Source organism: Bacillus sp. UNCCL81, from assembly GCF_900112535.1.
Taxonomy (GTDB): Bacteria; Bacillota; Bacilli; order Bacillales; family Bacillaceae_G; genus Gottfriedia; species Gottfriedia luciferensis_B.
In genome coordinates, this window is record NZ_FOMF01000007.1 from 183,315 (window position 1) to 195,692 (window position 12,378).

Consider the following 12,378-nt stretch of genomic DNA (forward strand, 5'->3'; position numbering starts at 1 on the left):
ACAATTTCCGAGGAAATTTTTATTTAATCTAATATCTTCTCTAGCAGGCTCTTCATTTTTTGGGTCTGCTTTTCATTTTCACGAAGAGTATACCATTTAATCCAAATGATTGTTTGAGCGACTACATACCATGTCATTCGATTTAATAGGTCTTCAGTTAATTTTATTCCATAATTTCGAAGCCATTTGTCCCAATCGTTCTGTTCTACATAGGTGAATAAAAACATGCCCAAATCAAAAGCTTTATCAGCAATGATTGCTTCATCCCAGTCTATTAAATATAGATTATTTGTCTCAGTAAGTAACCAATTATGATGATTTAAATCACTATGACAAACAACTAAATCCTCTGAATCAAAAGATGGCATATTTTCCTCTAAATATTCGATACCTTTTACAATGATCTGGCTTTGTGTAAACTCTTCAGTAAGATTTCCTACAATTGTTTGCAGTAATTCCTGAGGTTCTAAAGGATTAATCCCTAGCTTCGTTAACATATATAACAATTCTTTGGAAGAATGGATACGATATAAAAATTGCGCAACCCCTTTCGCAGAGAGCTCATAAGGTTCTAAACTCCGTGCAATCACCCACTCTTGTGCAGTAAGTACATCACCATTTTCTAGTCTTCTAGTCCAAACTAATTTTGGAACAAAGCCAGCTGCTGATAAAACTGCTAAAAAAGGAGAAGAATTTCGTTTTAGAAATAATCTCTTATCATTATTTTCTGCTATATACGCTTCACCAGTAAATCCACCGGCTGGCGAGATTGTCCATTCTTTTCCGAGTATTTCTTGTATATGATTATCCATTATTCTTCCGTTCCTTGTTGTTATATATGTTTGTATTTAATATTATTTTATTACAAAAAGAAAGATAGCCTATTACAATCAGCTGCAATAAGCCATCTTTTACAAGTTTACATTGTTTAATTAGAATCTGCAAGTAGTTGCTAGTATTTTACTAATACAACGGTCGAAAGCGATGGCATTGGTAATTTATTACAATCCACTTTCATCCCTTTTTTAACATAATGTTTATGACCATCCCATATAAATTCCCAATTGTCTTCTTCATTCTCTAAATCAATGTAAATATCAGAAAGACCATTATGAAATAACACCATTATCTCTTTAACTTGGTCGATTTCTTCTATTCCGCTAATTCGGTATCCAATTAGATCTCGATGAATATTAACTGGCGTTACATACTTTTCTATTTCCTCTTTCAAAGAAAAACGGAAACTATTAAAGCGCTTTCGAATTGCGATAAATTCTTTAATAATTTCAATCGATGTCGCTTCACGTTCAGCTCTTGCCCAATCAATACTATTTATTGTGTCTCCTGAATTATAACTGTTTTCGATCCCTTTTTTTGTTCGAAAAAACTCCTGACCACTATGCAGAAACGGTACACCAAACGAAAATAATACAATACTTGTTCCAAGTAAATGCCTTTTCTTTAGTATTTCCTCATTCTCTTTCTGTTTGGAAAGCTTTAATCGATCCCACATAGTGTGATTATCATGTGATTCAACATAGTTGATCGATTGATATGGCTCTTTAAATAAATTTACTTGTTTATTAATCCCAACGCTTCCTAAAAGTAAATCGGACAAGTAATCATTATGAATATTATTGCCTTGTATAAACCCTATTTCTTGAAATGAAAAAGTACTTCCTTTGATTCCATCGCGAAATTTATCATTAAAAAACCCAACCATTGATAGTTGATGACTTTGGTTTATCGTTGCTTTTCGAGAAGATGGACTTAATGATGTATTTAAATCCCAACCTTCTCCAAAAATGATTATTTCTGGTTTTAAGAATGTCAGTTCAGTTACTATTTCATTCATTGTATCCGTATCCAAAATTCCCATTAAATCAAACCTAAACCCATCGATGTCATATTCTTTAGTCCAATATTTTATTGATTGTAGAATAAATCGTCTAGCCATCAATCTTTCAGATGCAAAGTCATTCCCAACTCCTGTTCCATTCGATGGTAAACCACGTTCATCTTGTCTAAAATAATATCCTGGAACAATTTTTTCGAATTGGCTAGTTTGTAATTCATAAACATGATTGTAAACAACATCCATAATAATCCGTAAACCATGTTCATGATAAACCGAAATAAGTTTCTTTAATTCATTTATTCTTTCGATTGGTTCATCTGGTTTTAAACTATAACTACCTTCTGGTGCATTGAAATTCAATGGATTATAGCCCCAATTATAGCTTTGGAAAGGGTTATTTTCATCTATTCCTTCAAAATCAAAAAATGGTAATAATTCAACATGTGTAACTCCTAGCTTGCATATATAATCCAAACCTGTTGAAAAACCATTGTACATCGTATCTTTTTCATGAAATCCTTTAAAAGACCCCTTTTTTTGAATCCCACTTAGTGGATGTGAAGTAAAATCTCGAATACTGGCTTCGTAAATAATACAATCAGTATACTTACTTGGTGGTGTACTATTTACCTTACTAACTTTGCTACTCTTGGATAAATCAATTACTACGCTATGTTTACCATTTACAGTAACTGCTTTTGCATAAGGATCGACAGCTTCTCGCCAAATCAGATTCACACATACTAAAAAATTATAAACTAAACCGTCACAATCACGGTCGATTACTGCTTTCCATGTCCCTTTTCCTTCTCGTTCCATAGACATTTCAGTAAACTTTTCTTCTTCACCGTATTCTTGATAAATTCTTAACTTAACCTTAGAAGCAGTAGGTGCCCATAATTTAAATTGTGTAGATTTACTTGTATAAACCGCACCTAAATCTTCTCCATCATAGGCATATTTTTCATCAAAGTCCTTTGAACGAATAACTCCACCTACTTGTAAATCTGTGCGAATACCAAATTCATCTTCAATCTCATACTTCTTTTCTAACAAAAGGACTTCAGTAGTCAAAACAGTATATTTAAAAAAACGATCAAACTCTATTCGAGATACGACAGGAAGCCTAGTTTTCCGACCATCCATTTCAATTAGTTCAAAATATGACTGCTCTGTTTGTTTGTTCGATTTGGGAATAATCATTGTTATTTCTTGAAATCCATCTATATAAGCTTCAAAAGCTCTTTTAATATGAAACAACGCTATTCACCATCCAGACTATAAATTTAAAACTTTTAAATAAAAACTACCTATTCTCGTTATTTATTAAATCGATATGATTAGTATATTCACAAAGAGTTAAAATGGATTCAAAACAAAAATAATGTTGCCCTACCGCTTTCATGCTTCTTCTGAAAGTATTCGTTTGTTTCTTCAAATATTTCTTCTATTTCATCAATTTGTTCATGATTTTAAATAATATTTTTACTTTAATGTAATGGATTCAGCAATTTGGTAACTTGGTTTTTGTGAAGGTTGAATTTTATATAAAATGACTTCATTCACTTTGAACTTTAAAGGTTCTTCTTCCCAACTAAGTGGGATTTCAAATTCTTTATCGAACCTATCATTATATTTCTTTGCGATAGTAATATGCGGATTATATGGCCGTTTATCAATTGAAAAACCACTTTCTTCACATATCTTATTAATTCTATTTTGTAACGCCAATAATTCAACACTATTCTCTAAACCAAACCACCATACACGAGGCTGTACTGTACTCCCAAAAATACCTAACTGTTGAATCGACAAATCAAAACTTTTAAAATCGTTAAGCTCTTTTTGTAGTTGATCCATAAGCTCTACACTTTTTGTATATGTAACTGGACCTAAAAATGATAATGTAATATGAAAGTCATCTTTAAAAGTCCATTTCTTTAAAGGTAATTTTGTATGCCATCTTTTTGAATAATCATCTAAAATTTCTTTTATTTGCATTGGCAAAGGAACAGCAAGAAAATAATGTTCACTCAAATTACGCAATCTCCTTTTTATCTTTTATGTTAGAATCCTTTTTTAAGTATTGCATGATTCCAACTGCAACTATACTAAGAGAACCAAATAAAATATAAATTGCTTTAATTGAAAATGCCTCTGATATAAATCCACTTATAAAAGTACAGAACCATTCTCCTAACCCTAAACCTAAACCAGAATAAATTGTAACAGCCGTTGCTTTTAAAGAATCCGGTGCTTGATCTCTTACAAACTGGAGAGCTGCAGGTATAAATAATCCAACCGATAGTCCTTGTGTAAGACAAGATAAAAAAAGAATCGAAAGCGGAGGATTTGTAAAATAAAAATACCATCTTAAAGCTGATACTAAAGCGGTTGCAATTAATATATTATATATCCCAAAACGATTAATTAATCTCTTAGCTACTTGCAAAAATGGTGCTTCACTACCTGCAGAAATTAGGAATGCTATACCAACACCTGTTAATGTTCCACCTAAAGATTGAATATATAAACCGAAGTAAGTATTATTTGCACTAATTGGTCCAAAAACTAAAAAAGCACAAATTAAAAATAATAAAAATCTTTTATTAGATAGCAAAATCGGGACTCCTTTTAAGATGGGCTCCCTTTTACTAATTGTCATAGCGTTAGGAATAAAGATTGAAATACCTAGACCGACTAAAATACAAAATGCAAATACAAAAAATATAATGACTAAACCAAAAACTTCAGCTAATCTTCCTGAAACTAATACAGCAAGAGCAAAACCAATTGAGCCATATAATCGAATAGCTCCATAATTCCCACCAATTTTTTGGACATAATTCAGAGCAATACTATCTGAAAGAGGAATTAAAGCACTTTGTGTCATTGATAACATGATGACAACAAATAAAAGCATGCCATACGAAGTGATTGTAGAATAGAAAAGTGCAATTACGATTGTGGAGATTTGCGCTATAAGCAACATTTTTTTAGGATTAAGCGTCATGTCACTAACCATACCCCATAGAGGCTGTGAAAAAATAGCAACGATTGGTGTTAGAGACATTAATATTCCAATTTGTGAAGTTGATAAATCCAACACATTTTTAAAGTAAGAAGAAAGTAAAGGCCCTAGTGATCCTATTGCAAAAAATAAACAAAAATAATAGCTCTTAAAAATTAGTAAGATGCTATTTTTACGTGCTTTTAATGTGTTCAAAATTATTCTCAACTCCTAAAATACATAAAAAAGGGGAGGAAATCATCTCCCCTTACTCACTAACCGATAAACGCTCGCTTCACCTTATTGTCTCAATAAATCGGTCGTTTAATCAGTCTAAAACTATCATTACTTAACTAATTCAGCAATTGACTGTGCATAAATTGCAATTGCTTTTAATAAATCATCAATTTCAGCATATTCGTCTTTTTGATGAGCCACTTCCGGTTTCCCTAAGAATAATGGTCCAAAAGCTACACCTGCACTTAATGAACGTGCGTAAGTACCACCACCGATTGTTAACAATGTTGCTTCCTCACCCGTTTGCTCTTCATATACTTTTTGTAAAGTTTGAATTAATGGGTGATCCTTTGGAACATGGTGAGGCTTCGAATTTTTAATTTCATTAAATTCAAAGCTATATTTACTTCCACGTTCAGTAAGTGTTGAAATAACAAAGTCAATATCAGTTGTCACTGGATAACGTAAAGTTAAGCCAAATGAACCACCATTATTTTCTTCGTATTGCATAATTCCTAAATTAATTGTTAAATCACCAGTAATATCATCATTAAACGCAACGCCCATGTTTTTACCGCGAGAGTCACCTTTAAAGTTTTCAACGATAAACTTTAAGAATCGATCAGCATTAACATTAAATTCAAATTGATTTAAAAAGCTTGCTAATGCAATACCCGCATTCTTACCTTTATCAGGTTCCATTCCATGTACTGAAACGCCTTCTACTGCTAAAACTTGGTTTCCATTTTCTTCAGTAACTTCAGCTTTACATCCTAACTCACTAATATGTTTTGTAAATGCTTCTTGATCAAAGTTAGGTCCTGAAACGATAGCTTTTGCATAATCAGGTACCATATTTACTCTTCTACCTGAAGAGAATGAAACTAATTTATATTCACTCTCGTTATCTTCATTTAACTGCACTTGTTTGAAATTAATATCCAATATCCCTTTTTCAGCGTAAATAATCGGGAAATCCGCATCAGGTGCAAAGCCCATTGTTGGCATTTCTTCTTTTTCAAAGTAGTGATCAACACAACGCCATTGGCTTTCTTCATCTGTTCCAAGAATCATACGTACACGTTTATTAATTGGTAAACCTAATTCTTTAACAATCTTCATTGCATAATAAGCAGCCATTGTAGGACCCTTATCATCAATTGCGCCTCGTGCATAAATATTTCCATCTTTAATAATTGCATCAAATGGATCATGAGACCAGCCATCTCCAGCAGGTACAACATCTAAGTGACAAAGAATTCCTACTAGTTCTTCTCCGCTTCCCATTTCTAAGTGACCAGCATATCCATCAACATTTTTTGGAATAAACCCGTCTTTTTCACCTAAATTTAACATGTATGTAAGTGCTTCATTAATACCTTTACCCATAGGTGCTTCTTTTGTAATTGTCGCTTCATCATAAACGCTTTCAATATTAAGAAGTTCAATCGTTTGTTTTAAATAATCTTCTTTACGTTTTAAAACTTCTTCCATCCAATTAATTTGTGTCATAGAAATACCTCCTTTAATATAAATAGTTTAACATCTTTTAAAATTTAAACATAATTTATTCATAAATGGAACGAAAAAAGAAGGAATATGACACTCTTTGTAGAATATATTACCTTAAACTTGCAAAATGATTACGTTTGCGCAAATTTTCATTAAATTTTTGTATTATTTTCATAAATTTCGTTATGAAACTACTGAAAAAGAGTAAAATGAAAATATAAGCTTAACTAGTAATATACTTAACTAACCTGTTATGAAACAATGCGGTAGGTAAAGGAGTGGTTTTTTGAATTCTGGAACTTCTCGAATGCTGACTCGAATTAAAGCCATTTACATGTATATTAGTGAAAATGGCACCGTTTCTACAAAAGACCTAGTGGAGGAGTTTGGTATTACACCTAGAACAATCCAACGAGATTTAAACATTTTAGAGTTTAATAATCTAGTTTATAGTCCAAGTAGGGGAAAATGGGCCGTAACAGGGAAAAAAGTAAAAGCTTCTTCGTAAAAAAAGAAAAACAAAAACCTATGATTGTCTTGTCTGACGTCTAATCAAGGGTTTTTGTTTTTCTTTTGGCTCTCTATTAAATTTATTTCTCTTCGTTAACCGACTTTAATAGGTCAATCTCTTCATCAGTCAATTCTCGATATTCACCTAACTCTAAATCTTCATCTAGCTTTAAAGGACCCATCTCAAGTCTTTTTAAGTAAGTAACTTTCTTTCCTACTGCTTCAAACATTCTTTTCACTTGATGGAATTTACCTTCCATAATAACTAATTCGATCTCAGATTCTTCTCCTGATTTAAGAATTGTTAAATAACCAGGTTTCGTTAAATAACCATCCTCTAGTGTTACGCCTTTTTCAAATGCTTTAATATCAGCTTCAGTTACTACTCCATCAATCGTAGCATAATACTTCTTTGGTACGTGTTTTTTAGGAGAAAGTAATTGATGTGCTAAATAACCATCATTCGTTATTAATAACAATCCTTCAGTATCTTTATCTAAACGTCCAACTGGAAATGGCTCGAAAATGATATCTTCATATTCTAATAATCCGATTACAGTTTCATGCTCCGAATCTTCTGTAGCAGATATAACACCTGGTGGTTTGTTCATCATTAAATAAACAAACTCTTTATACTCTACTACCTCACCATTAACCGTTACAACTTGCTGTTCAATATCAACATGCTCTTTTGGGCTTTTTACAACATTATCTCCAATTTTTACAACACCTTGTTTTAATAAAGACTTTACTTCTTTCCTACTGCCATATCCCATATTGGCTAAAATTTTATCAATTCTCATTCATTAGCACCTTTTCTTTCTAAATAAAAGTTTAAGAAAACTCGCCGATTAGCGAGCTTTTTTAGCGAAGTCAGAGACGTAGTTGCATTTATATTTAATTCTTGAAAATCAGCTTCTACGTCGTTTTCCTCTCCGCTGTCAATTTAAACACTCTTAATGTGTAAAAAAAGGTGAACCACTAAAAAGAAGGTTCACCATATATTTTTATCCTCTTTTTCCAAACTTAAAACGATTCTTTAAACGAGCTCCTAAAATAATTTCAAATAAGTTTAATTTGTACGCAACCCCTAAATAAACAATAGACCCTACAATTGCTCCAATGATGACAAGGAACATTGAAATCATTCGACCATCTTTATAAGTCCACCAGAATCCTAATAAGTATTCTACAGCATAAACCGCTCCGGCCATTAAGCCAGATAAGATAATCATAAAGATAATCCTTCTAAACACTTTATTGAAAGAGAACTGCGCATTTTTACGAATATAATAGAAATTGTATACGATTGAAAATGAATAGCCTAATCCGGTCGCTAATACCGCGCCATATGTTTTAAATGCATAAATTAATGGTACATTTAAAACAATTTTTAATATTACTCCGCCTATTAAACCAATAATCGCATATTTTTGTTTATCTAAACCTTGTAAAATCGCTACATTTACCGTGAAAAGTGAATACAATAAAGCTACTGGAGCATAAAAGCCTAGTATACTTCCACCAAGTGTACTTTTTTGATAAAATGCACTATAAATTGGTTCAGCCAAAACTGAGATACCTACTACAGCAGGAAGAGTTAGGAAGAATACAACCTGGTAGGTTTGGGTAATTTGACTTTGTAGCTTTTTATGATTTTTATTTACGAATGCTTCAGTTATAGCAGGAACAAGTGTTAAACCAAATGCCGTTGCTAATGAAACAGGAATCATAACTAGTTTGTGACTTGTGTATGAAAACATTACATAAGTATTCTCTGCAATATCTTTTAATCCTATTGCTTCCATTGCTCTATTATAAGTAAACTGATCCACTAATTGATATAACGGGATAGCAAGTCCAACAAAGACATATGGAATTGAATAAGAAAATAATTCTTTAAACATTTCTAATTTAGTAGGATAGATTAATCCTTTTGATTTTGGAAGAAGTTCATCTAAATGAACTTTTCGCTTTCTCCAATACCATAGTAAATTTAAAATACCACCTACAGCACCAATTGTAGCTGCAAACGTCGATAACCCTACTGCTTGAGTAATGGTTCCACCCATAACTTTTAGAATGATATAACTTCCAACTAGCGTAAATACAATACGTACAATTTGTTCAATTAACTGGGATACAGTAGTTGGGCCTGTTGATTGATGCCCCTGGAAAAAACCTCTATATAAACTCTGAGAAGGTACTAATATTAATGCAGTACTTACTATTCGCATAACTGAAACTACATCTTCTACACTATTACCTTTTGTATCCTTTGGAATCATAAGAGGTGCAATATAAGGTGCTATGATATATAACGTTAAAAACGAAAATATACCTGTACATATTAGGAGTAGCTGACTTGCATGAAAAAGCCTTCTACTTGTTTCATATTCTTCAATAGCATTGTACTTCGAAACGAACTTTGCTACAGCTAACGGAACACCTGCAGTAGCTATACTGATAAACAAAGTATATGGAACGTAACCATAATTATATAATGCAGACCCTTTTGAACCAACTAACGCATAAAAAGGGAATGTATAAATCATTCCTAGAAATTTTATTAAAAACGTACCAGCAGTTAATATGAAGGTACCTCGTAGCAATTTTGAATCTGACATAAACTGCCTCCTACCAATTCTCGATCAAACTAACTAATCTATCTTACCATATCATATACAAAGAAAAAATTAAAAAATGATAAGAAGTTGGAGCTTACTTGAAATAATGGTAAACTGACTAAAAGAAATTTGTAACGAAAGTAGTGAAATAATGGTTTATGACGTGATTGTAATTGGTGGCGGAACTTCTGGTCTGATGGCTGCAATTAGCGCTGCTGAAAACAAAGCTAAAGTACTTTTACTTGAAAAAGGAACTAAATTAGGACAAAAACTCCTTATATCAGGTGGTGGTCGTTGTAACGTAACAAATCGCTTACCTATAGAGGAAGTTATTAAACATATACCTGGAAATGGCCGATTTTTATATAGTGCATTCTCTATCTATAATAACGAGGATATTATACAGTTTTTTGAAAACATGGGAGTCGCATTAAAAGAAGAGGATCACGGGAGAATGTTTCCTGTATCAAATGACTCAAAATCAGTATTAAATGCATTAATGCAAAAACTAAAAAAACATCATGTAGATATTCAGACCAATCGAACTGTTAAAGACGTACTCTATGAAAATGGTAAAGTAGTCGGAATCATATTGGATGATCGAACAGTCATTCACTCAAAAAGTGTTGTCCTTGCAGTAGGTGGTAAATCTGTTCCACACACAGGATCGACAGGTGATGGATATGCTTGGGCAAAAAAAGCTGGTCATACAATAACTGAACTCTTTCCGACAGAAGTACCTATAACTTCAAGTGAAGATTTTATTCAAAATAAATCACTTCAAGGCCTTGCATTAAGAGACATTGAATTAAGTGTATTAAATCCAAAAGGCAAAAAAGTGATCGCCCATAAAATGGACATGCTTTTTACTCATTTTGGAATTTCGGGCCCTGCCGCACTACGTTGTAGCCAATTTGTATATAAAGTACAACAAAAGTTTAAAACAAAAAATGTATCAGTTGCGATTGATTGTTTCCCAGAGCAAAACGAGGAGTCATTATTTCAAGACGTAAACAGAATTCTAAAAGAAGAACCTAAAAAAGCGATTAAGAACGTTCTTAAAGGTTATGTACCTGAAAGATATTTACTATTTCTGCTTTCAAAATGTGGAATTGATGAGGCAACTCCTTGTAATGAAATTGCTACGATGAAATTAAGAGAGCTTGTCCAATTATTTAAGGGCTTTTCATTTATAGTAAACGGAACTCTTTCAATTGAAAAAGCCTTCGTTACAGGTGGTGGCGTCTCAACAAAGGAAGTTCATCCAAAAGAAATGTCATCTAAAATCATGAATGGCCTTTATTTTTGTGGAGAAATATTAGATATTCACGGTTACACTGGTGGCTATAATATTACCGCTGCTTTGGTAACTGGTAGATTAGCAGGAGCATCAGCTGCGGATTACTCTCAAACTAATTTTTAAGAAATAAACAAAGGACCGAACGAATACATTTTTTCGCTAGGTCCTATAATCTTTACATATCGAAAAGCATAAGGATTGATTCTTAAGAAACTTTATAAAAGTAAAACTGTTATTCGCCAAGCTTATTGCCATAGTTGTATTCGAAAAACAATCAAACTGATTTTCTAGTTTTAACTTATGCTTTTCAATTATTATATTTTTCTTTGGCACAAATCCACCGTCCCTAATTTAAGGTCAAAGGCGAGCGTTCGATTGTTCGTGTTGCAAGTTCACTAATAAATAGAATCGTCCATCCTCTTCAACATACCCATCTGCCAATTGGAAAGATTGTTTTAAGTCTTTAAAGTAAAACTTTCCAATTAAATACTTTGAAGAATACAACTCCATATGCCCATCTTTAAATTTACCAATTATTTTATCGGTAATATCAATTTTTAATGTTTTAGGCAAATCAACCCCCTCCTTTCTAACAAGCAAAGACCTCAATGAAAAAATATATGAGGTTCTACTTTAATATATGTCACAACTCACGTGCTTAATATTCCTTATATTAAAAAACATTAGCCTAAATTAAACCAAATAAATAAAAAAATCCAACAAAAACGTTGGATTTCAGGTAGGTAGACAAAATATCGATACAGATAAATTTTTTTATTTGATCTCGCCTTCCCAGGCCATCATTCCACCTTCCATGTTGATCGCCTTATAGCCTAGCTCATTTAAATACTCACAAACATTCTCACTTCGAACGCCTGCCTTACAAATAAAAATGTATTCAAATTCTTTATTAAAAACATCTAATTTGCTAGGAATTTGCCCCATTGGAATATGAACTGCTTCCGGAATTTTCCCATACTCAACCTCATAGTCCTCTCGTACATCTACTAAAAATAGCGTTTCTCCTGATTCTAAACGCTCTTTAACTTCATTTGCAGAAATCGTATTCATCATTGCTCATCCTTTCTTTATAGCAACATCTTAACAACTAATTATTTTCTATGCAAAAAGTACGTTTCATTCTTTCCACCTTGATGGCGAGGATGAATTAGTAATTAAGCAAATTGATGAAATTTACTAACTCGCAAAAAGGGTGCATAAGTTAGTAGAAAAGTAATATCTCGAAATTTACTTACCCATAAAAGGACTTGGGTGGTAAAAAATCAATAGTAAACAAAGAAAAAACCTCAAAAGAGGTTTTTTC

The 12,378-nt window shown here is 32.4% G+C and carries 11 protein-coding genes; 2 read left to right on the forward strand and 9 right to left on the reverse strand.

Annotation, left to right across the window (positions count from 1 at the left end):
* Window positions 1–23: 23 nt before the first annotated feature.
* The 5 genes from BM319_RS16530 to pepV form a co-directional block, all read right to left on the reverse strand.
* Entirely contained in the window at window positions 24–812 is a 789-nt protein-coding gene (locus BM319_RS16530) for a phosphotransferase family protein (RefSeq protein ID WP_175403518.1), read from the reverse strand.
* Between the two features lie 140 nt (window positions 813–952).
* Entirely contained in the window at window positions 953–3,118 is a 2,166-nt protein-coding gene (gene pulA, locus BM319_RS16535) for a type I pullulanase (protein WP_091023705.1), read from the reverse strand.
* Window positions 3,119–3,343: 225 nt separating this feature from the next.
* Window positions 3,344–3,895: an RNA 2',3'-cyclic phosphodiesterase gene (gene thpR, locus BM319_RS16540; protein WP_091023707.1), complete on the reverse strand. Its 552-nt coding sequence runs from the start codon at window positions 3,893–3,895 to the stop codon at window positions 3,344–3,346.
* Between the two features lies 1 nt (window position 3,896).
* Window positions 3,897–5,084: an MFS transporter gene (locus tag BM319_RS16545; RefSeq protein ID WP_175495631.1), complete on the reverse strand. Its 1,188-nt coding sequence runs from the start codon at window positions 5,082–5,084 to the stop codon at window positions 3,897–3,899.
* A 129-nt stretch (window positions 5,085–5,213) separates the two neighbouring features.
* Window positions 5,214–6,617, reverse strand: a complete 1,404-nt coding sequence (gene pepV, locus BM319_RS16550; RefSeq protein ID WP_069034720.1) for a dipeptidase PepV — start codon at window positions 6,615–6,617, stop codon at window positions 5,214–5,216.
* Window positions 6,618–6,924: 307 nt separating this feature from the next.
* Between pepV and BM319_RS16555 the strand changes: the two genes are divergently transcribed.
* The gene (locus BM319_RS16555) at window positions 6,925–7,125 is read left to right on the forward strand and encodes a DeoR family transcriptional regulator (protein WP_056473526.1); all 201 of its coding nucleotides are present in this window, start codon (window positions 6,925–6,927) and stop codon (window positions 7,123–7,125) included.
* An 82-nt stretch (window positions 7,126–7,207) separates the two neighbouring features.
* On the opposite strand, the gene BM319_RS16560 is transcribed toward BM319_RS16555, so the two are convergent.
* Both BM319_RS16560 and BM319_RS16565 read right to left on the reverse strand, forming a co-directional pair.
* A complete protein-coding gene (locus tag BM319_RS16560; protein ID WP_091023712.1) occupies window positions 7,208–7,930 on the reverse strand; it encodes a pseudouridine synthase in 723 nt (240 codons plus the stop codon).
* A 204-nt stretch (window positions 7,931–8,134) separates the two neighbouring features.
* On the reverse strand, window positions 8,135–9,754 hold the full coding sequence (locus tag BM319_RS16565) for a putative polysaccharide biosynthesis protein (protein ID WP_069034722.1): 1,620 nt from the start codon (window positions 9,752–9,754) through the stop codon (window positions 8,135–8,137).
* A 151-nt stretch (window positions 9,755–9,905) separates the two neighbouring features.
* Between BM319_RS16565 and BM319_RS16570 the strand changes: the two genes are divergently transcribed.
* A complete protein-coding gene (locus BM319_RS16570) occupies window positions 9,906–11,177 on the forward strand; it encodes a BaiN/RdsA family NAD(P)/FAD-dependent oxidoreductase (protein ID WP_069034723.1) in 1,272 nt (423 codons plus the stop codon).
* Window positions 11,178–11,411: 234 nt separating this feature from the next.
* On the opposite strand, the gene BM319_RS16575 is transcribed toward BM319_RS16570, so the two are convergent.
* Together BM319_RS16575 and BM319_RS16580 are read right to left on the reverse strand one after the other, a co-directional pair.
* On the reverse strand, window positions 11,412–11,627 hold the full coding sequence (locus tag BM319_RS16575; protein WP_069034724.1) for a DUF2553 family protein: 216 nt from the start codon (window positions 11,625–11,627) through the stop codon (window positions 11,412–11,414).
* Between the two features lie 201 nt (window positions 11,628–11,828).
* Complete coding sequence (locus BM319_RS16580; protein ID WP_254664613.1) at window positions 11,829–12,125, reverse strand: rhodanese-like domain-containing protein; 297 nt, start codon at window positions 12,123–12,125, stop codon at window positions 11,829–11,831.
* Window positions 12,126–12,378 lie beyond the last annotated feature (253 nt).